The organism is Caballeronia sp. AZ10_KS36, assembly GCF_023631105.1.
Taxonomy (GTDB): Bacteria; Pseudomonadota; Gammaproteobacteria; order Burkholderiales; family Burkholderiaceae; genus Caballeronia.
Genome location: NZ_JALQDQ010000028.1, coordinates 145,028 through 169,120 on the forward strand (window position 1 = coordinate 145,028; position 24,093 = coordinate 169,120).

A 24,093-nucleotide genomic window follows, 5' to 3' on the forward strand; every position below is an offset into this window, starting at 1 on the left:
TGCGCATGGCTGGGTCGTCCCGCCGCATCTCGAACTGCAATCGCCGAAAGCCGTCGTTGCCGCGCGCTTTCGTCGAGAAGTCCACGCGGTCGGGCGTGACTCGGAACTCGCCCGGTCCGGTTCGAGCCCGGCTCATGGCCGGGCTCTTTTTTTGTCCGGCGGGCGCTCGGGCTAGCCTAAAGGTGAGGGTTTTCGGGAACCAGGTGGAAGAGCCGCCTGTCGGCGGGCTTCTGCGCGGGGCTCAGGTGAGGGTTTTCGGGAGCAGGCTGGTCCGTTGTTGCAGACTGCGCCGCATCAGAACTTCACGCGAAGCTGAAACCCGATCGTGAACGGCAGATCGCTGGACGGAATCGGCGGGATTAGGATGAAGTTAGCGCCGACGCGCTTGTACGCCACCATCACCAGCGGCGCGGCCACGGGGCCGACCATGTGATCGTGCCCGATGCCCCAGCGGCCGTAGTCGTAGCCCGAGATCAGACCGCCCATCGCGGCGAGCCGTACGAAGCCCCAATGGAGAAATTCGGGCGCCCAGACGCCGCCGCCATAAAACGACGGTTTCGACAGCGAGTTGCGGAAATAGCCGCCGGTCACGGCCCATTGCGGCGCGAGCCAGCATTCCGCGCCGATTCCCGGATTGAATTGCTCGAAGTGCTTGTCGGGATGGAAATGATGCGAGCCGATCATGGCGTCGATCCATAGTCCGTCGTCGCACCATGCGGCCTGCGCGGGCGTGGAAGAGACGGCGGCTGACACGATCAGCAGCATGACAGCAAGCCATCGAAAGCGAAGCGGGTAAAAGCGGTGCCGCCAGAAGCGCATGTTTTATCCGCCATCGCCCGTAGCCATGGCGCCTTTTCTGAGATGAGAATCGTCGCGAACTCTACCTGAATCGCGTAATTTTCGTTTGCGCGGACGAAATCGGCGTGACGGCCGTTGTATTTCTAGTTGTCGTCTGCTTGCGTGTTCATTCTCTCTGGAGTCAGTCCGTGATGAAGGCTGCGAGGCACTATCTGAAATTGGTCTGCTCGGTCGCGCTTTTATGCGGATGCACGGCCTTGGGTGTCGTGACGCACCACGTTTCGGGGAACGAAGCCAGCGTGCCGGCCGGACAGTACGAACTCGACGCGCATCATTGGAATGTGAGCTTCGACGTCGATCACTTTCATTATTCGCGATTCGTCATCCGCTTCGACAAGGTATCGGCGCGCCTTGACTGGAACGCCAGCGGAATCGCGGCGAGCCGGGTTGAGGCGACCATCGACGCGTCGAGCGTCGACACGAACGTGCCGCTGCTTGACCGGATGCTGAAAGGACCCGACATGTTCGACGCCGCGCGGTATCCGAACATCGCTTTTCAGAGCACGACATTCGAGCGTACGGGCGATGACACCGGCACACTCACCGGCGACCTGACGATTCGCGGCGTGACACGCCCGGTCAAGCTGAACGTCACGTTCAACGGCCACGCGGTGAACCCGCTGACGAAACAGGAAACACTCGGCTTTTCCGCCGACGGGCATTTCAGCCGCGCGGCGTTCGGCCTGACGACATGGTTCCCCGCCGTCGGCGACGATGTGCACGTCGCCATTCAAGCGGAGTTCGGAAAGCTGAAGGAGTAGCTCGGAGATTAGGCCGCAGTCCAGTCGAGCACGACTTTGCCGCTGTTGCCGGAGAGCATCGTCGCGAACGCTTGCTCGTAATCGTCGACCGCGAAGGTATGCGTGAGGATCGGCGAGAGATCGAGTCCGCTTTGCAGCATCGCCACCATCTTGTACCAGGTCTCGAACATCTCGCGGCCATAGATGCCTTTGATCTCCAGCCCCTTGAAGATGACCTGATTCCAGTCGATGGCCGTTTGCGCGGGCGGAATGCCGAGCAGCGCGATCTTGCCGCCATGATTCATCGCTTCGAGCATGGCCGTGAAGGCGCTCGGCACACCGGACATTTCCAGACCGATGTCGAACCCTTCGGTCATGCCGAGATCGCGCATGACATCGCGTAGATCCTCATGTGCGACGTTGACGGTTCGCGTCGCGCCCATCTTGCGCGCCAGTTCGAGCCGGTAGTCGTTGACATCGGTGATCACGACGTTGCGCGCGCCGACGTGCCGGGCAATGGCAGCCGCCATCACGCCGATCGGGCCCGCGCCGGTGATGAGCACGTCTTCGCCGACAAGGTTGAACGACAGGGCGGTATGCGTGGCGTTGCCGAACGGGTCGAAGATTGCGGCGAGGTCGTCGGAAATGCCGGCGGGAATCTTGAACGCGTTGAACGCCGGTATCACGAGATACTCGGCGAAAGCGCCCTCGCGATTCACGCCCACGCCGACGGTGTTACGGCACAAGTGGCGTCGTCCCGCGCGGCAATTGCGGCAGAAGCCGCATGTGATGTGACCTTCGCCCGACACCCGATCGCCGATTGCGAAGCCGCGCACTTCCTGTCCCATCTCGACGATCTCGCCGACGTACTCGTGGCCCACGTGCATCGGCACCGGTATCGTCTTCTGCGCCCAGTCGTCCCACTTCCAGATATGGATGTCCGTACCGCAGATTGCCGTCTTGCGAATACGGATGAGGACGTCGTTGTGGCCGACCTCTGGACGCTTCACGCGGGTCAGCGTGAGGCCGGGTGCGCGTTCGAGTTTGGCTAGAGCTTTCATGTGACCTTCGTCCTTGGGGTTTGTGGGTGCTTTATGCGCATAAACTTGGCCGAGCGACACCGCTCACCGGATGACGCCAAGCGACCGTCCCACACGAGCGAAAGCCTCCACCGCGCGATCGATTTGCTCCGGCGTATGCGCCGCGCTCATCTGCGTGCGAATGCGTGCACGTCCCCTTAGAACCACCGGATACGAGAAGCCGATCACGTACACCCCTTCGTCGAGCAGGGCATCGGCCATTTGGGACGCGAGTTGCGCATCACCGAGCATGACCGGAATGATCGGATGCTCGCCCGGGACAAGATCGAAGCCGAGAGAAGACATAGCCTGACGGAACCGGGCACCGTTGTCGCGCACCCGCGAGCGCAGCGCCGCGCCTTCATCACTGTCGAGCAATCTCAGCACTTCCAGCGACGCCGCCGCGATGTTGGGCGCGAGCGTGTTGGAGAATAGATACGGGCGGCTGCGCTGGCGCAGCAGTTCGACGATCTCCTTGTGAGCCGCGACGTAACCGCCGGAAGCGCCCCCGAGCGCCTTCCCGAGCGTGCCGGTAATGATATCCACGCGATCCAGCACGCCGCAGTGCTCGGGCGTGCCGCGTCCTTTCTCGCCGATGAAGCCGACCGCGTGCGAATCATCCACCATCACGAGCGCGCTGTAACGGTCGGCCACATCGCAGATACCGGCGAGATTCGCGATGATGCCGTCCATCGAGAACACGCCGTCAGTGGCGATCAGTTTGAAGCGCGCGCCGGCGGCGTCCGCTTCCTTCAGACGCGCTTCGAGATCCGCCAGATCGTTGTTCTTGTAGCGCAGACGTCGCGCTTTCGAAAGCCGCACGCCGTCGATGATGCTGGCGTGATTCAGTTCATCGCTGATGATGGCGTCCTCTTCGGTCAAGAGCGTCTCGAACAGGCCGCCGTTGGCATCGAAGCAACTTGAATAAAGAATCGCATCGTCCGTCTGAAGGAACTGCGCAATGGCGCCTTCCAGCGACCTGTGCACAGTCTGCGTGCCGCAGATGAAGCGCACCGACGCCATGCCGAAACCGTCGGCGTCGAGCCCTGCTTTGGCGGCTTGGATCAGACGCGGATCATCCGCTAACCCGAGGTAGTTGTTTGCGCAAAAGTTCAGCACGTCGCGCCCGTCCGCGAGCCGAATCTCCGGCGACTGCGGACTCGCAATGATGCGCTCGTTCTTATAGAACCCAGCCGCGCGAATATCGTCGATGACGTCGCGCAGGTGGGACAGATATCGGTCTCTCATGGCGTCTTCCGGTTGCATCCGCGTGCGCACGCGGCCTGTTAGCCCTGTTATAGTCGAATCATCGTATTGGACACGTTCGATATTTCGAACAGATTTCCAATATGGAGAACACTCTAAGGGAACAACAGCGTCATGGCAAGTTCGCGTTCAGAACCGATAGTCGCGGAATCGGCGGCGGCCGGCTCTGTGCCGCCACGCGTCGGCGAGCAAATTCAACGACTGCGCAACGAAAGAAAGCTCACGCTCGACGATCTGTCCCGAGCGGCAGGCGTATCTAAGTCGATGCTGTCCGAGATCGAGCGGGACAAAGCGAATCCGACTATTGCAGTGGCGTGGCGGCTCACGAACGCGCTTGGCATCAGCCTGGACCAGTTGTTCGCGCAACAACGTCCGGCCGAAGCAATCCGCGTCGCGAGCCCGCACGATATACCGACCTTGAGCGGCGACAACGGTGGATATCACCTACGCGTCTGGGGACCGATAGAACTTGCGGGAAAGTTCGAGTGGTATGAACTCACGTTGCAGGCCGGCGCAGCGCTCCGCTCCAACGCTCACGAGCCAGGCACGCGCGAGCATTTGACCGTTCTTAGCGGAACGATCGAAGTGGAAGTGGCCGCCTCGACGCGCCGTTTGAAAACGGGCGAGACCGCGCGATACGCGGCCGATGACAGTCACGCGATTCGCAACGCAGGACGCTCGGAAGCCAAGGCGCTGCTCGTCGTAATCCACGGTTGAGGCAGCTGAAGGGCCCCGCGGAACTTTATGCGCATCAAGTTCTGTGTATTGACCGCTGATGCAAAGCGGGGCGTCCAGTGGACGCCCCGCCTACAATGGCCACGCCGGCCGCGTCCGTAGTTACGGGTTCTTCCGCACGCTGTCCTTCAAATCTTCGCGCACGTCACCCGCTCCCTTCTGGATCTTGCCGGCGACCTGTTGCATGTCACCCTTCGCTTCCTGCGCGGGATCGTCGGTAGCCTTGCCGACCACTTCGTTGATCTTCCCCTTCACTTGCTCGCCGACGCCTTTAACTTGGTCCTTATTCATCACGTTCTCCTTTAGGTTCAGCGCGAAAACTTCGCGGTGCTCGTCGCATAGATCGCGTTCATCGCGTTTCAGCCGATAGAAACCTGCTCCGAGCATGGTTCGAGGATGCGCCTTTTCAACGCCGCCTTGCAGCCGACGATGTCTGAACAAGGCGTAGGCGGAATCGCACATACACAGACACCGAACGGCGCGACGCTATTTTCAGGCGCGAAGATACTGTATATTTATACAGTACAAAGACCGGTGCGAGGGGTGACAACATGGAGTCGAACGGCGAACATCTGAGCAAGAAACAGTTCGAGCGGGCCGTGCGCGACCTCGAACGCATTACGCGGCAGATTGCGGCTCGCTACATCGAAAAAGGCGTGCCACTGACGTGGCGCCTCTTGCATGCCATCGAGGCGGAGGCGGTTGCAGACCTCGGTTTCGCAGGGCGTCACGAAGCCGCGCTGCGCGAGTTGTTCGCGCGCCCCGAGAACTTCGCTTATCCCGAGACCGACGACGTTGTGGACATCGCCTCGTCCGACGCTTTGCCTGCGGTATTCGGCTTCGCCGTCGACGCGTACGAGTGCGCTGCCCGGCAGGGCCGGCCGCAACTCGCGCTCGCGGGTCATTGATTGAGCGGCCCAGATCGACGGTCAACACCGCGATAAACAACTAACTTCGCCGATCAGCACATGCGGGCGCAACCAGCGCGCGCAGGCTTCGGTACAGTGGACGCTTGACGCCCGTCGCGTGAAGCCCGACTCTCTCTGCAAAGCGAACCGCGTCAAAGCGCCCTCTGAACACAATGCCGACTACCCCCGATCTCTTCGACCAACAGCGCGCGGACTGGCAGGCCGACCCGCACGCTGCCTTCGACGCATGGCTTGCTCAACAAGAATTCCGCGCGTCTTCCGCCGATGTTTATCGCGCGCAGTGGGGCAACTTTCTCGAATGGCTACAAGCGAAGCGGGCGACGCTCCATACCGTGCAGCAGCCCGTCATCGAACAGTTCGTCTCGCAGCTCGACATTCGGCGTCCGCAGCGAATGCGCTACCTGCGTTTGATCGAGCGCGTGCTGGATCACGTGCGGGAAATCGAGGCTGCAGGGACCAATCCGGCGCGGTTCATCGCGCAGGACGGCGATGCAGCTTGGCGCAAAGCCCGCGATAACGAGCCGACCGGCTTCCTGACGCATGACGAGCGAGCCTTGTTGATCGCGCATCTATTTTCGCCTTTGGGCGCGCTGCCTGCCGGACAGCGCTGGCGTGAACAACGCGACCGCGCACTGGTTGCCGCCTTCCTGGGCGCGGGGGTGAAAACGGGCGAGGCGGCGCAGTTGACCGTCGATTGCTATGCGCCTGGCGCGCCTTACATAACGGTCGATGCGACGAATCCGCTCTTGATTCGCCAGGCGCGCCTTGCGCCGTTCGCCGTCGAGTTGCTGGACGCCTGGATCAGCGAGCGCCGAGCCGCCGGGCTCGCGGGTGAGTTGCTTTTTCCGGCAGCGCCGTCGGGCCGGCCAATGCACAAGGCGACGATGCTACGCGCCATCGACGCGGTCGTGGCCGCGTCGGGCATCGCAGCGTCTCGGGTTGCGCGAGCCAGCCCGCAGACGCTTCGCAACACCTACGCGGCGGAGCTGTTCGACGAAGGCGTCGACCCGGAGCGCGTTGGCCAGTGGCTGGGCTTCCAGCAAATGATTTCCGTGCATCGGCTTCATCGGGCGTGGCAGGACTGGACAGGTGAGCAAATACGGGAGCGCGATCTCGCTCAGGCACAGGCCGGCGGGAGCGAAGAGGCAGGCTTCACCGGCGTCTGACGGCACTCCCGAAAACACTCACCTCTCGCGCTTTCGAGCCAATCAGCCCGTCAGGCACGCACCTGAGAAGCGTGGCGGAAGCCATATAGCGCCGACAGTTTCGACGCCGCCGGGCCGGAGGTTCGCTCGCATTTGGGGCAACACAGCTCGTATTCGTCTTCGTGCAACTGCAGTTCGGGTTCGCCGTCCTCGCAGCCGGGGCAGGTGCCCGGCATCGCTACGTACGGGTCGGCTTGCTTTCCCAGGACTGCTATTTCTTCATCGGTGAGCCGTCCGTTCACCGCCAGCGACGCAATCAATTCGCCGACTTCCGTGCTCATGCCACCCCGTACCCGGTGGGCGTCGCGCTCGCGCGTGAGTGCGTCGATCTCGTCGGATTGCGCGCGCACTTGCGACTCCAGGCGATCCGCGCGGCTACGTGCGACGCTAAGCTGTTGAATGAACTCAAATTCCTTGCGGCCGGCTTCGCGGATGCTCGCCTGATACGTCGCGGCGACGCCTCGTAGGCTGTCGAGTTCGACGAGCATCGGCTTCACGCGTCGCTCTGCGTCCTTGACCGCGTCGTTGATTTGCTGCGCGTAACGTTCTGTGTTGCTCCGCAGTTCGTCCTGGAGTTCGTCCAAACGGTCGCGCAGACGCGCCGTTTGCGACTGCTCTGCCGCAAGACGTTCGGCAAGCGCCGAATTTTCGGCTTGGGGGCGCGCGATCGCGTTGCGAAGTTCTTCTTGCAAAGCAGACTCACGTTCGCGCAGCCGGCCCAATTCCAGTTCCAGCGAAGCGATCCGCGCCGCCGCAGCTTCGGCTCGGGTCTCGGCAGCTTGGCGCGCTTGCTCGATCGTCTGGCAACGAATATCCGTCTCGCGGGCGCTCGCTTCGACACGAGCGAGCTTTTCATTCATTCGTGAGCGTTCGTCATCTAACGCAATGCCCGCCTGCTGTCTGGCTTCGACAAAGAGTTCTGCCAGCAATTCGCCCGCGCGCTCCTGCAATGCCTGCGGGATCCCGCCTGCCTCGACGCGCACCCGAACGCTCGAGCGGACGGTTTCCCAGAAAGCGTCTATGTCTCGCGGAATGTCGGTCGCACTACCGACCTGGGTCAACTCTCGCACTGTCGTGACAGACGGGCGAATCCCGAGGTCGAAAAACAGACGTCGGCAGGCATGCTGGGAGAGTTCGTGTCGGCGCGCGCCAGCTGCACGCATTCTCTCCAGCTCTTGGCGAACAGTGTCGCGAAGGTGCGTGTCCATTGATCCTCAACAAGAATTGTTTTGCCCAGCACGATTTACGTTTCACTCGATACAGCGACGATCTTGGCTCGGCCGATAGAAGGCTACTGCGATGCGACGGCCCGTTTTCATCGAGCGACGGTTTGGATTGTAGACCATCGATGTGAAACATGATGAGAATGTTCTTCTAAACCCATGATTTGTCGGCGATTGCGACCCAAACGCAGAACAGCCGCCTGTTTCACAGGGAGTTGTGGCCAAGCCATACGAGCGCTTCGTGGGGAGCGGTCGGTAGTTCCTAGCATCGGAGCGCACAGCCTTGAGAGTATTAGAAGTAAACACCCTTGAACCCTTGTTAAAACAGTTAACGCTTCGTCCAACCCTTATGGCATAAGGCTTTCCGGCCGGCTGGGTGAAGGTTTGCGGGATAGGTGGTGAGATGCTACGGGTGGCGTAGGTGGTGGGCTTCGGGATGATCAGTGAGAAGAACCAGGAGACATAGTGAGCGGCTTCGGGGAGAAGCATTCGCAGATTGGTGAGCGAATACGGGAGAACCCGCCGTTGAGCGCCTTGCCGTGCCGAAAACCGGAGCGCCGTGCGTCTTTGTATCGGTGAGACGATGCGGGAGAGCGGCGAAACCCTGTTTGCGTTGCTTTTTTGTGCCTGTTTTTCCCTCCGGTGAGCGTTTACGGGGCGAATTCGCTCTCTGAGGTGAGGCTATTCAGGAGCATCTACTAACGTGCCGCGCGCGACTGCCCTTTTTGGGCAGCCTTTGGTGAGGCTTTTCGGGAGCGTGCACTACGGTCGTTGTAGCCAAAGGTGAAGGTTTTCGGGAGATCGAGCGCCTTTCGAACGGCAGCCTTGCGGTGGGTGAGATTATTCGGGATGCGCGTACAGGGCACCGCGACTGGCGCGTCCAACGCAGAGAACCCAGCCGCGCCAACGATTTAGCTCCGTTCTGTAAGAGAAGTTGGAAGCCTTGGGAGCGCGTTAAGCCTTGTTCGAATGCCTGCGGACCGGCCAAAGTGAGCTTTTTCGGGAGTGCTCGCCGTTCGACGGACCGGCTCTCCTCCTAATCAGCCTCCTCTTCGCTTTGTTTGGCGTCCACAAAACCGAGAGGTGAGGGTTTGCAGGAAACCGGACGTGAGGGTTTTCGGGAGCCGCTGCAAGTGGTCCTCGACGGTAGGTGAGATTTTTCGGGACTGGTCGCTGCGGTTTGTCCAGGGTCGGCGGCTTCGAAGGCCGCTACGTGACGCTTCTTGCGCGCAAAGGTGAGATTGTCCGGGAGTGAGCCTCGCGTGAAGGTTCAGCGGTCGCTCTTCTAGTCGCAGAAAACGAGTGCTAATTGACCGAACTGCGGGAAAGCGAACGGTTTTCGTTTGTCTCTCGTGCGCCACACCTTTGTTTCGCGTCAAAAAACTTCTTTAGGTGAGGACTTTCAGGAGCGTTGTGGAAGTCGGTTGCCGCTGCCGAAAAAGTCCGCGAAGCGTTTACCCGCGCGGACTCTGGGTAAGGCGAACGAGGACGACAGGTGAGCGGTGAGCCTTTTCGGGAGCGCACCGCAGTGAGCCTGCGAACACAGATCGCCATCACCGTCGAAAGGGTGATGCCACCCGGTAGACGCGGATCACCGCACCCGCTATGCTTGCCGCAATACTAAATTCGATACCTGTATGGCGACCAGGCGCGCAAAGAAAACCGACGTAGTCAGCCCCAGCTCGGCGGAATTGCGCAAGGCCGTTGAGGCCATCGCGATTCAGCCCAAAAGCGGCAAGATCACGCTGCTGACGCGAAAGCTGTTCAACGTCTTGCTCGCCGTCGCGCAGCAAGCGGATGAATCCGGCGACACGTATCGCGCGCTGCTCTCCGATATCGTCGCAAATTCGGCCTTCGATTCGAACGACACCGCCCTCGTCAAAGAACACTTGCGCCGCATGGTTTCGGTTCAGGTGGAGTGGAGCACCGGTACCTCGAGCCAGAAGCCCGGCCGTAAGTGGGGCATATCCACGCTGATCGCGGACGCGGAAATTCTTGAAGACCCGTCTACGCGTCGGGTGTGGGTCGAATTCTCATTCGCCCCGAAGATCAAAAAGAAGCTGCTCGACCCGGTTCAGTATGCCAGGCTGAGCCTGCAATTCCAGAGCCAATTGCGCAGCAGCGCCGGCCTTGCGCTCTACGAGATCTGCGTCCGGTATCTGACAAATCCCAGCCATCTGACGATGCGCGAAACTTGGGAATGGTGGCGGCCGATTTTGTCTGGCACGCCCGATACCGAAGCCGGCGACGAGGCGAAACGCGAGTACAAATACTTTAAACGCGATTACCTGCGTCCCGCGATTGCAGAAGTCAACGCCGTAACGAACATCTTCGTCGAACTAGTGGAGCATCGAGAGGGACGGCGTGTCGCCGAAATCCAGTTCCGCGTGACAGAGCGTAAGCAGCCGATGCTCGCGTTGGATGAGCATCCGAATGTCTTCGACAGCACGCTTGTCGACCGGATGGTGAAGATCGGCATCCCGCTCAAGGAGGCGCAGACGCTCTATGCGGACAGCGAGGAAAACCGCATCCGTGCCGCTCTGCTCATGACGGAGCAGCGCATGCGCAGCACGACCCTGCCGCCGGTTCGCAGCGCAGCCGCGTTGTTCAAGGACGCGTTGAAGAAGGGCTATGCGCCGCCGGTCGAAGCCTTGCCGCCGGCTGCGAACGGCGCATCACCGCGGGCCGGTGCGCCAAGCGCAGCAGCGGCCGACGATCTAAAAGCGCGCTTGCTGGGCGAATTTTCGGCTTTTCGACGAAAGGAAGCTCGTGCGATGTACGAAGAGCAAGGTGAGGAAGAACGGGAGCTCGCACGCCAAAGCTTCGAGCAAGAGTTGTTGCCGGAACTCGGCGCGCATATGCGCGACGATTGGCGCAAGCGCGGCCTAGACTCCAAGCTCGCTGAAACATCGTTCTTCGACTGGCTCGCCCGGCGGACGTGGGGCGAGCCGACCGATGGGGACTTGCTCGCTTTTACACTCAGCCAGTCGCGAGCAGGCTGAACAAGGCGGCACCAATGCCGCCGGTTCGGTGACGCTAATCCTGCGTGTTGGCTTTCTCCAGCATCGTCTCGATTTGATGCAGTAACTCGTCGCGTTTCTCGCGCGACAAGCCCCGCAGCCTCAACTCGAGCCGATCCTCGCCATAAGACTTGAGATCCCCGACTGCAACGCCGTCCAGTTTGACCTCCAGGCGCTGCGCGTACCGTTGGCGACCGGCCGGCTTCGGCGCCTCTTGCCCGCTGGCGCGCCCCTTGACGATGTCCGCGACCTGGCGAGTGCTGAGGTCGTCCGACGTGATCTTGTTGATCAGCCGGAGCGTCGCGTCGCTTCCGCGCGCCGCGTGGTAGCGGGAGATCTGGTAGGCCATATTGGAACCGAACCGGTCCGGCCGCGCGACCATTTCTTGCATGACGTTTTCGGGCAGCTTCGCGATGGACAGCGCCACGGCGATCGTCGATTCGTCCAGCCCGAGATGTTCCGCCAACTCACGCTGACTCTGGAAATGTTGCTCGTCGAGGAAGCGGCGCCACACGACCGCGTTGTCGAAGACGGTCTGCGAATCGCGCTGGACGTTGAGGTCGTAGCCGAGCTTGTAGCTCTCGATGCCGATCGGCAAGTCCACGACCACTGCCTTGACCGTCTCCTTATTGGCCTCCTTCAACGCCCGCACGCGCCGCCCGCCGTCGCTCACGAAGAACATGCCCGGCTCATCGTAGTCGGGAATGACATGGATGGCTTGTTGCTGGCCTTGCTTCGCTAAATTGACTGCCAGCTCGGCAATCGAAGCCTTCAGATAGAAGTGACGCGGGTTGAACGGACTCGGCTTAATGGCCCTTAGTGGCAACTCGATCACCTGCCCTACCGTGTAGCGATTCGCTCTCCGCCAGGCTCGGTATTGCTCGGACTCGTGTGCCGCGTTAGCGTCGGGTTGGTCGTCGGCGACAAATGCGCTCGACCGGCCATTGGCTGCGGCTTGCGAGACCTGTTGTAGGTCGACGATGCCGTCGATCGCGTTGATTCGATCAAGCGCGGTTCTCTTTTCACTGCTTGTGGTATCGGGGCGGGCTTTGAAGCCCTTTGCGAACTGCGACGGTTTCATTCAGGGTCCTTTATGCGCATAAAGTCAGGCGAGCATGGCGAGGATCTCGTCGGCGCACGCGCGGATCTCTGCCGCTGCGAGCCGTGAGCCGCGATCTGTCATTTGCAGCACGGTCTGGCCGAGCGCCATTGCTTGTTTGTAGCACTCGCGCGTCGGAATCTGGGTTTTGAGCAGCGGGAAGCCGAGCTCCTCGAGCGCGACTTTTAGCTCCCGGGTCAGCATGCGTTTCTCCTCGGTCTTGTTGAGCAAGAAGACCGCGCGCAAGTCTTCGTTCATCACTTGCGCCTGCTGCACCAGCTTGACCAGCCCGACACTCGACCAGTAATCGGCGGGCGACGACGACGTCGGAATGACTGCGATGCTTGCGGCGAGGAGTACAACGCCCGAGACCTTCTCGGTGATTGACGGCGGACAATCCACGACGATGATGTCGTAGTCGTTGATGAACTTCCTAATCTCGCGGTGGATCTGGCCGCCCGCCTCCGAGAGATTCACCACTGGGAATGGAATGCCTGACGCGTCTTCCGAGGCGGCGCTCGACCAATGAATCAGCGTATTCTGACCGTCCGCGTCTACCACTAGCACGCGCTTGTCCTTCTCATGAAAGGCTGCGCCAAGATGCATCGCTATCGTGCTTTTGCCGACGCCACCCTTTTGTTGCGTGATCGCTATGATTTCCGCCGCCACGTTTTGCTCCGAAAATGTCCGATTGAAATTCTACATAGCGATAGAAGTTTTTCCAGCGATATTCGACCTAATGTCACGCGTTGGCCAAACGGACGAGGCTTTATGCGCATAAAACTGGCGGGGCGGGCGTTCGCGACGCTTTATGCGCATAAAGTCCCAGGTCCACACTCGGCCGATCGACCGCCAGGCGAAATCGCCTATGCTTGTCGCTGACCAACCCGGTGAGACGCGCCATGACCGTTCGCAATCTCGACACTCTGTTCGCTCCACAGTCGATCGCAGTAATTGGTGCGTCGTCACGCGCGCGAAGCATCGGTGAAATGGTGTGGACACGTGCCATCTCGTCCGGATTCGCGGGCCCGGTTTGGCCGGTGAATCCGAAGCACGCCTCGCTCGACGGACAACAGGTCTTCGCTGACATCGACGACCTGCCCGAGGCGCCCAGTGTGGCGGTCTTGTGCACGCGGCCTGAAACATGGCCTTCGCTGGTTGAGAGTCTCGGTCGGCGAGGAACGAAGGCAGTCGTAATCGTCGGCGAGGCGGAGGGAGGCGGCCCCACTGCGTCGCATGGGGCATCCGCGCATTCGTCACAGCAGAAATGGACATCTCTAACGTTGGCTGCCGCGCGCCCGCATCTGCTTCGCGTCGTCGGGCCGGCTAGCCTCTGCGTCATGACGCCGTCGATCGGCGCCTGTCTCGGTGCGCCGGTGTGCGAAGTGAAATCGGGCGGAGTCGCGTGGGTGTCAGCGTCGAACGCGCTGACGAATGGCGTGCTCGGGTGGGCCCGCGCTCGCGGCCTCGGTTTTTCGAGAGTTGTCGCGCTCGGCGACGAAGCCGACGTTGACGCCGGCGACGTCGTCGACTTTCTGGCGAGCGACGCGTCGACGCGGGCAATCCTTCTCGCCATCGAAACGATAAGCGCTGCGCGAAAATTCATGTCCGCTGCGCGCGCGGCCGCGCGAAACAAGCCCGTGCTGGTACTGCGCACCGGTCACGACGACCCGTTCGACCGGCTGTACGGCGCTGCGTTTCGACGTGCAGGGCTGGTCCGCGTCGACTCACTCGACGACCTTCTCGACGAAATCGAAACCCTTGGCGTCGGGCGCGTCGCCTCCAGCGACGCGGCGACCGTCATCACTAGCGATCGCGGCGTGGCGGCCCTCGCGAAAGACGCCTTCGGCGCGGCGGGAGGCGGGCTCGCGACCTTTCCCGCAGCCGCACGGGACGCCGTCGCGACTGCGTTACCCGGAGCGCAAGCCGGTAATCCGCTGCTGCTCGGCGATGACGCATCGGCGAGCGATTTCGGCGACGCGCTCAGAACGCTCGCACCGTATCGCGAGACCGGCACGGCGTTCGTCGTGCATGCGCCGACGCACAGCGCGCCCGTCGCTGACGTTGCGCGCACGCTGATCGCGGAGCGCCAGCATACCTATCGCGGTCTGCTTGCATGCTTCTTCGGATGCATCGATGCGGCGACCCGCGATGATCTCCACGCGGCCGGGATCCCTGTGCACACGACGCCGCATCGACTGGCGCGTGGTTTTGCGCGACTGGTCGACTTCCGGCACGGCCGCGAATTGCTCATGCAGACGCCCGACGGACTGCCCGCCGACGTGCCAAAAGACATCGATGATGCGCAAAACGAGGTCCGCGCCGCACTGTCGAACGGCACGGTGGAACTGGAGGGGGAACGCGCAGCGCGCATTCTCGTTCGCTTCGGCATTGCCGTGAAGCCGGGCCCTTGCGGTGCAAGATCAAGCGAGGCGATCGAAATAGAGACGCGCCTTCTCGATCATCACGTCTTCGGCCCTGTGTTCGAGTTTCGTGCAGAGGGCGCGCTCGGGCTCGCTGATGCGCTTCATGAGTTCTCGCTTCCGCCGCTGAATCCCGTGCTCGCTCGCGATCTGATCGCACGTTCGCCACGCTCACGGGAGTTGCCCGGCGAGATGCTGCTGCATGCGCTTACGGCGCTGTCGCAACTCGTCTGCTATGTGGATGAAATCGTCGCGCTTCGGCTGACGTTACACGTGACGCGCGACTCGGTTGCCGTGCACGAGCCGAAACTGACGTTGGGCGCATGCCGCAAGCCGTTCGCTATCGTCCCATATCCGCGCGCGATGGAAGAGACGCTCGACTGGCGCGGCATGCGCATCATCGTGCGGCCGATTCGACCGGAGGACGAAGACGCGCACCGAGCCTTTGTCGCTGCGAACACGGCGGAAGATTTGCGACTGCGCTTCTTCGGCGCGGTGCGCAGCTTCGATCATTCGCAACTCGCGCGAATGACACAAATCGACTACGACCGCGAGATGGCGCTCATCGTGACGCGAACGAACGCGGACGGTGGCTCCGAGACCCTTGCGGTCGCGCGCGCCATTGCCGACCCGGACAACGAGACGGCCGAGTTCGCGCTCGCCGCGCGCTCCGACATGAAAGGGCAGGGCTTAGGCTCGCTGCTGCTCACGCGAATCATCGATTACGAAAAGAAGCGCGGCACGCGATGGATGATCGGCGAAGCCCTGCGGGAGAACGCGGGCATGATCGGGCTGGCGCGCAAGCTGGGTTTCGAACTGACGCGCACCGACGACCCGGGCGTCGTCGGTTTCAGGATGCGGCTCGGCGAGACGCCGGCACAGCCGCCGTCCGTCACGCGTAGTTAGGCGCCGATCTTCGACAATGCGTCGTCGATTTGTTCGCGCGACAGCGACAGTTCGCTCAGCAATGCTTCGGCATACGAAACGCCGGTCTCGCGTTCGAGCCGCGCGATGGTGAGTGCGCAGCGCGCGGCGTCCTTCGGCGTCGCGATGAACGACTTCACGGAATGTCCCGCTGTGAACGCTTCGAAGAGCGGCGCGCGAATCTCATCGGGCAACGCGCGCGACGTCCACTGGTACGGCTTGCCGTTGTGGGTCAATTGCGGCGGCAGCGTGCGCTCTTTTTTCGCGGCGGGGATCAGACCGTAAGTGCGCGCCGCCTCGCCGATCTGCTCGGGCGAGAAGAGTTCGTCCGGGCTAATGTCGAACTGCGCGATGTGCGCTTCGATGGCCTGCATGGCGGCGGCGCGATCGTCGCGCTTTTTCTGCGCGCGGGCGACGATGTCACGCAGTTCGTCGGCCTCGTCGGTCGTGATGGTGAAGCTCGCCTGCTTTTGCTGAAGCTCGGAAAAGCGCAGGAACTCGGAATCGGAGAGAAGTTTCGCCATGGATGATGCGTCGAGATAGGCACGGCGGCTCCCAGAGGCAGCCGCTATTTTGAGAGGGCCGCCATTCTAACGTGATCCGCGCGCGGCTAAACGTGCGACATCGAAAGCGCGGCCGCGGCGTCTCTCAAGAGCGAGGTGACTTCCTCGATGGAGGGCGCCACGTACTCGTCGATTCGCCGCATGTACGGACACGTCAGCGCCGCGATTGCTTGCCCCGACGGACCCAGCAGCGGGAACGTCACGTCCGTGATGCCGAAGGTTTGCTGACTCTCCTTCTTCGAATAGCCCGCTTCCCGGATCCGTCGATAATCGGCGTCGAGCACGCTGCGGTCGATCGGCAATTCGCCTTTGACTTTCGTATGCTCGGCCAACATGTAGTCGCGCTGTTCGTCGGTTTGAAAAGCCAGTATCACGCGGCCCGATCCCGTGTCGATCAATCCGACGCGCGAGCCGAGACGCACGGAAATGCCCCAGGCGCCCGGGCCGTCCACCTGCGCGATGACGAGCAAGTTGCCGCGATCGTAGACGGCGAGATGCACCGATTGCTCCGCCGCGTCGGCGAAACGCTGCATGACCGGCAACGCCTCTGCGATCAGCCGGTTCATCGGCGGGTGACGGTGCGCGAGCGCGTACAGCTTAAGGCTCAACGAGTAACGGTCGCCCTCGGGCGAGCGCACGACGTACTGCCGCGCGACCAGCCGCTCGAGCATGCGATACATCTCGCTCGCGTTGCGGCCGAGCAGCTTCGTGATTTCCGCACGCGTGAGCCCCGACTTCTGCTCGGCCAGCAGTTCGAGAATGTCCAGTCCCTTGTCGAGTGCCGGCGCGCGATATCGGTCGGCATCGTTGTCTTCGGCGTCCACGGCGGTTGGGGTCTGTCGGTTCATATTCTGGGGGGTGTTCGTGCGCAGGGCCACCGTGCTTAGGGAATACACCGACCGCCCAAGGTCGCGCCATCCTTGACTTGGTTTTGTGCGTCTATGAATAATACGTTCATTAATGAATGTACCGCCACCCCGAGCGCTAGATTCGCCAACAGCTCGATCCGCAGTCAATCGCACTAACTCTCCAAGGCTTGCAGATGACCGCTGAAAAGCAGGACGTTTTGCCCCGACGCCGAATCGGATCGACTTCGCTGGAAGTGACGGCGCTGTCGCTCGGCACCGCGCCGCTCGGCGGCCTCTATCACGAACTGACCGAAGACGAAGCGCGCGCCACCGTGGATGCCGCGTGGCAAGCGGGTCTCCGCTTCTTCGACACTGCGCCGCACTACGGTCACACGAAGGCCGAGCATCGTCTGGGCGATGCGCTGCGCCGGTATCCGCGTGAAGACTTTGTTCTCTCGACGAAGGTCGGCCGCCGTTTCGTGCCGCGAACGACGCCCGATGACGGGAGGGAAGGGTGGGCAAATCCGCTGCCGTTTCAGGCGATCTACGACTACACCTACGACGGCGTCCTCCGCTCCTTCGAAGACAGTCAACATCGGCTCGGCATGATCGATATCGACATCGTGCTCATTCACGACATCGGGCGATACACGCACGGCGAAAAGAACGCGCACTACTGGCGTCAATTGACCGACGAGGGCGGTTTTCGCGCGCTCGATGAGCTGAAGCAATCTCGCGGCGTCAAAGCCGTCGGACTCGGCGTCAACGAGGGCGCAGCCGTCATGGAAGCGATGGCCGAGTACGACATCGACTGCGCGCTCTTGGCCGGACGTTACACGCTTCTCGAACAGAACACGCTCGACGATTTGCTGCCCGAATGCGAGAAGCGCGGCGTCAGTATTCTGCTCGGCGGAGCGTTCAACTCGGGCATCCTCGCGCGCGGTCTGGATACGAATGCGCACGGCGATCTCAAGTTCAACTACGGCGACGCGCCGAAAGAAATCGTCGAACGCGTCGGCAAACTGGAGCGCGTCTGCCGCGACTTCGGCGTGGCGCTCTCCACCGCAGCGCTCCAGTTTCCTTATGCGCATAAAGTTGTGGCGACCGTGCTGATGGGCGCGCGCACGCCCGACGAAGTGCGCCAGAACGCCGCCTCGTTCGCGACGCCGATTTCGCCCGCGCTATGGGATGCGCTGCGCGCCGAAGGGCTGCTTCACGCGAACGCGCCGGTGCCGCGATGATGGCGGACGACGCAATCGACGCGCATCAGCACTATTGGGACCCTGCGCGCGGCGACTACGGCTGGCTCGCGCCCGAGCTTGAGCCGCTCTTTCGCGTATTCGCACCACGCGATCTCGCGCCGCTGCGCGAGGCGACGGGCGTCGCGCGCACGGTCGTCGTTCAGGCTGCGCCGACGGTCGATGAAACCCGCTATCTGCTTGCACTGGCCCGCGACGATCAATCGGTGGCGGGTGTCGTCGGCTGGGTTCCGCTCGATTCCGACGACGCGCTGGAAATCATCGACGAATTCGCGCGCGAACCGAAGTTCAAAGGCGTGCGCCCGATGCTTCAGGACTTGCCCGACGATACGTGGATCGCTCACGCGCCCCGCGACGCCGCGATACAGCGCCTCATCGACCTCGATCTCGCCTTCGACGCGCTCATCTTCGCGCGGCACGTGCCGTCGCTGATCGAGTTCGCGAGGCGGTTTCCGTTGCTGCGCATCGTCGTGGATCACGGCGCAAAGCCGCCGATTCGCGACGGCATCGACGCGGGCTGGCAATCCTGGGCCGATGGCATCGCGCAACTGGCGGCGCTGCCGCAGCGGCTCTACTGCAAGCTGTCGGGCCTCGCCACCGAGGCCGCGCCGAACTGGACGGATGCGACGCTGCAACCCTACGTCGCGCATCTCATCGATCAATTCGGCGCAGAACGTCTGATGTGGGGCAGCGATTGGCCGGTGCTGAATCTCAACGGCGGCTACACTGAGTGGCATGCTGCCGCCACGCGCCTCACCGCGCATCTCGAAAAAGCCGGGCAAGCGGCGATTTTCGGCGCAAACGCCCGCGCGTTCTACCGTCTCTGAGACCTGCATATACCCGGCATGTCTCAAAATCAACCTGGAATGGAGCAGTGGATGGTACAAAGACTGGCAGGCAAGACCGCGCTGATCACGGCGGCGGGACAAGGCATCGGGCTCGCGACGGCCGAAATGTTCGCCGCTGAAGGCGCGCGCGTCATCGCGACGGATATCCGCATCGAATCGCTCGAAGGCAAGCCGTTCGAGGCGCGCAAGCTCGACGTCCTCGACGCTCAGGCGATCAGCGATCTCGCGAACGAGATCGGCCCGATCGACGTGCTGTTCAACTGCGCGGGCTACGTTCACGCCGGCTCGATCCTGGAAGCGACCGAAGCCGACTGGGACTTCGCCTTCGACCTGAACGCGAAGGCCATGTATCGCACGATCCGCGCGTTCCTGCCCGCCATGCTGGAGAAGGGCGGCGGCTCGATCATCAACATGTCGTCGGCGGCGTCGAGCGTGAAGGGCGTGCCGAACCGCTTCGTGTACGGCGCGTCGAAGGCGGCGGTGATCGGCTTGACGAAGTCGGTCGCGGCGGATTTCGTCACGCGCGGCATCCGCTGCAACGCCATTTGCCCGGGCACGGTGGAGTCGCCGTCGCTGAAGGAGCGCATCGCGGAGCAGGCGCAGGCGCAAGGCGCGACGGTCGAGCAAGTGCAGGCCGCGTTCGTCGCGCGTCAGCCGATGGGGCGCGTCGGCCGCGCGAGCGAGATCGCGGCGCTCGCGCTATATCTCGGCTCGGACGAGTCGTCGTTCACTACGGGTCAGATTCACGTTATCGATGGCGGCTGGTCCAACTGACCATCCGTCGCTTTTCAACTTTCAGAACCAAGAGGATCAGATCAGATGAAGCTGCTTCGTTACGGCCCCAAGGGTCAGGAAAAGCCGGGCCTGCTCGACGCGGACGGCCAGATTCGCGACCTTTCGTCGGTCGTGGGCGACATCGCCGGCGACACGCTGACCGATGCGGGCCTGGCGAAACTGCGCGCCGTCGATCCGGCGTCGCTGCCCGTCGTCGAGGGCAATCCGCGCATCGGACCGTGCGTCGCGCGGGTCGGCAAGTTCGTGTGCATCGGCTTGAACTACGCGGACCACGCAGCCGAATCGAACCTGCCTGTGCCGACCGAGCCGGTCATCTTCGGCAAGTGGACGAGCGCCATTTGCGGCCCGAATGACGACGTCGAGATTCCGCGCGATTCGAAGAAGACGGACTGGGAAGTCGAACTGGGCGTCGTGATCGGCAAGGAAGCCAAGTACGTCGACGAAGCCACCGCGCTTGACTACGTCGCGGGCTATTGCGTGATCAACGACGTGTCCGAGCGCGAATGGCAGCTCGAACACGGCACGCAGTGGGACAAGGGCAAGGGTTTCGACACATTCGGCCCGATCGGCCCGTGGCTCGTGACGAAAGACGAAATCGACGATCCGCAGAAGCTCGACCTGTGGCTCGAAGTGGACGGCCATCGCTACCAGAACGGCAACACGAAGACGATGGTCTTCACGGTCGCGCAACTGGTTGCGTATTTGTCGAAGACGATGAGCCTGCAGCCCGGCGACATCATCTCCACCGGCACGCCGCCGGGCGTCGGCATGGGCGTGAAGCCGAGCCCGGTGTTCCTGAAGGCCGGCCAGACGATGCGTCTCGGCATTCAGGGCCTCGGCGAGCAGCAGCAGAAGACCGTCGCGGCGAAGTAATACACCGCGCGTTCCAAACAGAAAACCTCGCCGCGGCGAGGTTTTTTGCTTCCTCACGGTGAAAACGGGCTACGCGTCGTAGAGCGCTTCGGCCGCGCCGTCGCCGATGCGCGTGATGGTTCCCTGCGCCACCGCGACGAGCCGCTCCGTATTGCCGTCGGTGACGAAGACATCGCATTGGCAAGTCGCCTGCGCCATGCCCGCATGAATCACGCGCGCCCGCGCCATCAGCGTGCCCGTCACCGCCGGGCGCAGATGATTGATCTTGAACTCGCCCGTGACCACCTTGGGACCGAGCCGCAATGCGCCCGCGAAGGTGAGGGCGTTGTCGACCAGATAGCTCACCACGCCGCCATGCACGAAGCCGTGTTGTTGCCTCAATTCGTCGCGGATCGGCAGACACAGCGTGAGACTCGCTGAATCGACCTGCATCAGCTTGGTTCCAAGCAAGGCGCTGAACGGCTGCGCGTTCAGTGCACCGCGTGCGATATCGACAATTTCGGCCATTCGGACACTCCTTGGTGGGTTCGGCGCCGTCCTGCAAAGACAATAGATAGCGTTAGCGCGCTTCGCAAGGAAGTTCGGCAAAAATCGTGCAATGGTGCATTTCGGCGTAACGCGACGCCCGCGCGCCCGGACGTCTTCCCGCATAGACAGCTTTCGCCGCCAACGATTCAAGCTTGTCGCGCTGCCTGCCGTAAACCCGCACTGTCGCCGTCATGGAACGGTCAATTCGTCAGTACGGATGGAAGTGATGTTTGGAAAAATCAAGGTTGCATCGGGCTTGCTCGCGGTACTCGTCGTGTTCTGTGTCTTTCAACTGGTGACCGAAGGGCTGGGTTTCTGGTCGCTTTCGAGGACGCACGACGACGTCAATAATCTTTCGAACATCGCGCTGAAACAGGTCAACGCCGTCAACCAGACCACGCAGCATCTGATGGATGCGCGCATCAACCTGTCGCGCGCCGGCACGCGCATGGTGCGCGGCGGCACGGAGCCGGTCGAGATCGTGCAGCACGCGCGCGAACAGATCGCGAGCGCGGAAAAGTCGTTCGGCGCGTTCATGAACGCGCCCAAGACCGGGGATGAAAACGTCGCGCGGATGAACGCGCTGCAGGCGAAGTACGCGGAGTACGCGAAGGCGCTGTCGGAACTCGTGCAGTATCTCGACGCAGGCAATATCCAGGCGTTTCTCGATCAGCCGACGCAGGGCTTCCAGGACCGCTATCTCGCGGAACAGCAGAAGTTCGTCGATTTCGGCAATGCGTCGAGCAACGCGTACCTCGAATCGATCGACACGCGCTACGCGTGGTTCCGGGCGGTGGGCATGGCGATCGCGGTCGCGCTGATCGGCGGCGTCGTGCTCGTGCACTTCGCGCTGCGCCGCGGCGTCATCGCGCCGCTGGAAGAAGCCGGCCGCCACTTCGAGCGCATCGCGCAAGGCCGCCTCGACGAGCGCATCGCGGATCGCGGCACCAACGAAATCGGCCGCCTGTTCGCCGGTCTCGCCGCGATGCAGGCGAGCGTCGCGAACACCGTGAAGACCGTGCGCGAGACGTCGGAATCCATCAACTTCGGCGCGGACGAAATCGCAAGCGGCAACGCGGACTTGTCGGCGCGCACCGAGAATCAGGCGGCTTCGCTAGAAGAAACCGCATCGAGCATGGAAGAGCTGACCGCCACCGTGCGCCAGAACGCGGAACACGCGCGCGAAGCGAACGCGCTCGCGGGCGAAGCACTCGAAGCGACGTCGCGCGGGTCGAGCGTCGTGGACGACGTGGTCGACAAGATGCGCGTGATTGCGCAAAGCTCGGACAAGATCGCCGAGATCATCTCGGTCATCGACGGCATCGCGTTCCAGACCAACATCCTCGCGTTGAATGCGGCCGTCGAAGCGGCGCGCGCAGGCGAGCAGGGCCGCGGCTTCGCGGTCGTGGCGGGCGAAGTGCGCGGCCTCGCGCAGCGTTCGGCGCAATCGGCGAAGGAAATCAAGGAATTGATCGGCGAATCCGTCGCTCAGGTCAGCGACGGCTCGGAACTGGTCGAGCGCGCCGGCTCCGCGATGCGCGAAGTGTCCACGTCGATCTCGCGCGTCACGCAGATGATGGCGGAAATCAGCGCGTCGTCGCTGGAGCAGAGCGTCGGCATCGAGCAGGTGAATCAGGCGGTCACGCAGATGGACGAGATGACGCAGCAGAACGCGGCGCTCGTCGAGCAGGCCGCGGCTGCCGCGTCTTCGCTGCACGAGCAGACGCGCCAGTTGAAGGCGGCGGTCTCCGTGTTCCAGCTCGCCTAAGCAGGCAACGACGCGTACGCCGTGGCGAGGTGATACGGCGTCGTGGACGGCATTTCCGCCCGGCTGATGCTGCCATCGGCCGCGCGGCACTCCACCCATCCCCGCGCGTGCAAGAAGCGCGCGGCGTATCGGCCGATCTGCTCGCCGAGCGCGTCGCCGCGCGTGGCGAGCGCGCGCAGATATTCGGTCTGCGCCCAGATGCGCTGCGTGCCGTCAATCACGCGGCCGGTTTCATCGAGCGCGGCAAACACGCCGCCCGTCTTCTCTTCGACGCCGTGCTTCTGCGCGAAGTCGAACGCGCGTTCCAGCCGCTCATCGAGCGCGACGGCCTCGAATGCAGCATCTCCGCTGCCCTTGACCAGGAAATACCATTCGAACTGATGTCCCGGCTCCAGCCGGTTGTCCGCCGCGCCGATAGGCAGTTCGGCGATGCAGCCCGTCGGCTCGTGCACGAACATGCGCGCGATCCATTCGGCGAGCGTGGCGAGGCGCGCGTCGTAGGCGGCGTCGCCCGTTGCTTCCCGCGCAGCGAGCCACGCTTCCGCAAGGTGCATCAGCGGGTTTTGCAGCGGGCCTTCCAACGTCTCGGAGAAGTCTTCCGCCACGACCGCGTTCAACACTTCGCCGACCCGCGCGAACCGCGTTTCGATGAGCTTCGCCGTTTCATCGAGGACGGCGAACGCGCGCGCCGAACCGCTCTTGGCCGCGTAGTGCGCGCACGCGAAAACGACGAACGCGTGCGTGTACAAGTCTTTTTGCCGTTCGAGCGGCGCGCCGTTTGCATCCACGCTGTAGAACCATCCGCCGTGGCGCGTGTCGTGAAAGTAGTGCTGCAACGATTCGAACAAGGTCGCCGCATGGTCGAGATCGCCTGCATCCGCGAAAACGAAAAGCTGCCGCGCGCATGCCATCGCGCGATAACGCTTGGGCGGCAGCGGCGCGTGGTCGTTCGGACCGACGGCTTCGAACGGCAGACGCAGCGTCGCGTTCAAGCCGGGGCCGCGCCAAAGCGGAAGCACGACGTTCGCGTAGTGCGCGCGCAGCGCCGCGCCGGTTTGAGGATGCGCGGACGGCGTCGACGGCGCGCCGGGCGTGGATTGATGTTGCATG

General features: G+C 62.6%; 21 protein-coding genes and 2 pseudogenes. 11 read left to right on the forward strand and 12 right to left on the reverse strand.

Annotation, left to right across the window (positions count from 1 at the left end):
- Nucleotides 1-294: 294 nt before the first annotated feature.
- Nucleotides 295-765 carry a hypothetical protein gene (locus NCR35_RS19080; RefSeq protein WP_250535653.1) on the reverse strand — a complete coding sequence of 157 codons (471 nt, stop codon included), beginning with the start codon at nt 763-765 and terminating at the stop codon, nt 295-297.
- A 224-nt stretch (nt 766-989) separates the two neighbouring features.
- On the opposite strand from NCR35_RS19080, the gene NCR35_RS19085 reads away from it, so the two are divergent.
- Entirely contained in the window at nt 990-1,619 is a 630-nt protein-coding gene (locus NCR35_RS19085) for a YceI family protein (RefSeq protein WP_250535654.1), read from the forward strand.
- Nucleotides 1,620-1,627: 8 nt separating this feature from the next.
- On the opposite strand, the gene tdh is transcribed toward NCR35_RS19085, so the two are convergent.
- Nucleotides 1,628-2,659, reverse strand: a complete 1,032-nt coding sequence (gene tdh, locus NCR35_RS19090; protein WP_250535655.1) for an L-threonine 3-dehydrogenase — start codon at nt 2,657-2,659, stop codon at nt 1,628-1,630.
- Nucleotides 2,660-2,722: 63 nt separating this feature from the next.
- Nucleotides 2,723-3,925: a glycine C-acetyltransferase gene (locus NCR35_RS19095; RefSeq protein WP_250535656.1), complete on the reverse strand. Its 1,203-nt coding sequence runs from the start codon at nt 3,923-3,925 to the stop codon at nt 2,723-2,725.
- Nucleotides 3,926-4,057: 132 nt separating this feature from the next.
- On the opposite strand from NCR35_RS19095, the gene NCR35_RS19100 reads away from it, so the two are divergent.
- Entirely contained in the window at nt 4,058-4,660 is a 603-nt protein-coding gene (locus NCR35_RS19100) for a helix-turn-helix domain-containing protein (protein WP_250535657.1), read from the forward strand.
- A gap of 120 nt (nt 4,661-4,780) precedes the next feature.
- Here the strand turns inward: NCR35_RS19100 and NCR35_RS19105 are convergent, their stop codons facing one another.
- Nucleotides 4,781-4,969, reverse strand: a complete 189-nt coding sequence (locus NCR35_RS19105; protein ID WP_206469004.1) for a CsbD family protein — start codon at nt 4,967-4,969, stop codon at nt 4,781-4,783.
- Nucleotides 4,970-5,229: 260 nt separating this feature from the next.
- Between NCR35_RS19105 and NCR35_RS19110 the strand changes: the two genes are divergently transcribed.
- Both NCR35_RS19110 and NCR35_RS19115 read left to right on the forward strand, forming a co-directional pair.
- Nucleotides 5,230-5,586: a DUF2471 family protein gene (locus NCR35_RS19110; RefSeq protein ID WP_244850333.1), complete on the forward strand. Its 357-nt coding sequence runs from the start codon at nt 5,230-5,232 to the stop codon at nt 5,584-5,586.
- Nucleotides 5,587-5,759: 173 nt separating this feature from the next.
- Nucleotides 5,760-6,773: a tyrosine-type recombinase/integrase gene (locus NCR35_RS19115; protein WP_250535658.1), complete on the forward strand. Its 1,014-nt coding sequence runs from the start codon at nt 5,760-5,762 to the stop codon at nt 6,771-6,773.
- 50 nt (nt 6,774-6,823) lie between these two features.
- On the opposite strand, the gene NCR35_RS19120 is transcribed toward NCR35_RS19115, so the two are convergent.
- Nucleotides 6,824-8,020, reverse strand: coding sequence for a DNA-binding protein (locus NCR35_RS19120; protein ID WP_250535659.1), 1,197 nt, complete (start codon nt 8,018-8,020; stop codon nt 6,824-6,826).
- Nucleotides 8,021-9,672: 1,652 nt separating this feature from the next.
- Between NCR35_RS19120 and NCR35_RS19125 the strand changes: the two genes are divergently transcribed.
- Nucleotides 9,673-11,037, forward strand: coding sequence for a replication initiation protein (locus NCR35_RS19125; protein ID WP_250535660.1), 1,365 nt, complete (start codon nt 9,673-9,675; stop codon nt 11,035-11,037).
- A 34-nt stretch (nt 11,038-11,071) separates the two neighbouring features.
- On the opposite strand, the pseudogene NCR35_RS19130 reads toward NCR35_RS19125, so the two are convergent.
- From NCR35_RS19130 to parA, 3 genes and pseudogenes are all read right to left on the reverse strand, one after another.
- Nucleotides 11,072-11,965, reverse strand: a pseudogene (locus tag NCR35_RS19130) (ParB/RepB/Spo0J family partition protein); the annotation flags it as partial.
- Between the two features lie 65 nt (nt 11,966-12,030).
- Nucleotides 12,031-12,136, reverse strand: a pseudogene (locus tag NCR35_RS30095) (ParB/RepB/Spo0J family partition protein); the annotation flags it as partial.
- Between the two features lie 24 nt (nt 12,137-12,160).
- Entirely contained in the window at nt 12,161-12,823 is a 663-nt protein-coding gene (gene parA, locus NCR35_RS19135) for a ParA family partition ATPase (protein WP_250535662.1), read from the reverse strand.
- 233 nt (nt 12,824-13,056) lie between these two features.
- Between parA and NCR35_RS19140 the strand changes: the two genes are divergently transcribed.
- Complete coding sequence (locus NCR35_RS19140) at nt 13,057-15,483, forward strand: bifunctional acetate--CoA ligase family protein/GNAT family N-acetyltransferase (protein WP_250535663.1); 2,427 nt, start codon at nt 13,057-13,059, stop codon at nt 15,481-15,483.
- Here NCR35_RS19140 and NCR35_RS19145 read toward each other — a convergent pair.
- Both NCR35_RS19145 and NCR35_RS19150 read right to left on the reverse strand, forming a co-directional pair.
- Nucleotides 15,480-16,025, reverse strand: a complete 546-nt coding sequence (locus NCR35_RS19145) for a hypothetical protein (protein ID WP_250535664.1) — start codon at nt 16,023-16,025, stop codon at nt 15,480-15,482. The two genes, NCR35_RS19140 and NCR35_RS19145, sit on opposite strands and share 4 nt — an antisense overlap.
- An 86-nt stretch (nt 16,026-16,111) precedes the next feature.
- Nucleotides 16,112-16,912, reverse strand: a complete 801-nt coding sequence (locus NCR35_RS19150) for an IclR family transcriptional regulator (RefSeq protein WP_250535665.1) — start codon at nt 16,910-16,912, stop codon at nt 16,112-16,114.
- A gap of 194 nt (nt 16,913-17,106) precedes the next feature.
- Here NCR35_RS19150 and NCR35_RS19155 point away from each other — a divergent pair, with 194 nt between their 5' ends.
- From NCR35_RS19155 to NCR35_RS19170, 4 genes are read left to right on the forward strand one after another with little or no spacing between them, the layout of a single operon-like run.
- Nucleotides 17,107-18,153 carry an aldo/keto reductase gene (locus NCR35_RS19155; RefSeq protein ID WP_250535666.1) on the forward strand — a complete coding sequence of 349 codons (1,047 nt, stop codon included), beginning with the start codon at nt 17,107-17,109 and terminating at the stop codon, nt 18,151-18,153.
- Nucleotides 18,150-18,998, forward strand: coding sequence for an amidohydrolase family protein (locus NCR35_RS19160; protein WP_250535667.1), 849 nt, complete (start codon nt 18,150-18,152; stop codon nt 18,996-18,998). Before NCR35_RS19155 ends, NCR35_RS19160 begins: the two co-directional genes overlap by 4 nt.
- 51 nt (nt 18,999-19,049) lie before the next feature.
- On the forward strand, nt 19,050-19,793 hold the full coding sequence (locus NCR35_RS19165) for an SDR family oxidoreductase (protein ID WP_250535668.1): 744 nt from the start codon (nt 19,050-19,052) through the stop codon (nt 19,791-19,793).
- A gap of 45 nt (nt 19,794-19,838) precedes the next feature.
- On the forward strand, nt 19,839-20,687 hold the full coding sequence (locus NCR35_RS19170; RefSeq protein WP_175940823.1) for an ureidoglycolate lyase: 849 nt from the start codon (nt 19,839-19,841) through the stop codon (nt 20,685-20,687).
- Between the two features lie 69 nt (nt 20,688-20,756).
- On the opposite strand, the gene NCR35_RS19175 is transcribed toward NCR35_RS19170, so the two are convergent.
- Nucleotides 20,757-21,194, reverse strand: coding sequence for a PaaI family thioesterase (locus NCR35_RS19175; protein ID WP_175940824.1), 438 nt, complete (start codon nt 21,192-21,194; stop codon nt 20,757-20,759).
- Between the two features lie 247 nt (nt 21,195-21,441).
- On the opposite strand from NCR35_RS19175, the gene NCR35_RS19180 reads away from it, so the two are divergent.
- The gene (locus NCR35_RS19180) at nt 21,442-22,983 is read left to right on the forward strand and encodes a methyl-accepting chemotaxis protein (RefSeq protein WP_250535669.1); all 1,542 of its coding nucleotides are present in this window, start codon (nt 21,442-21,444) and stop codon (nt 22,981-22,983) included.
- On the opposite strand, the gene NCR35_RS19185 is transcribed toward NCR35_RS19180, so the two are convergent.
- Nucleotides 22,980-24,092, reverse strand: coding sequence for an AGE family epimerase/isomerase (locus NCR35_RS19185; protein WP_250535670.1), 1,113 nt, complete (start codon nt 24,090-24,092; stop codon nt 22,980-22,982). The genes NCR35_RS19180 and NCR35_RS19185 overlap by 4 nt on opposite strands.
- Between the last annotated feature and the right edge of the window lies 1 nt (nt 24,093).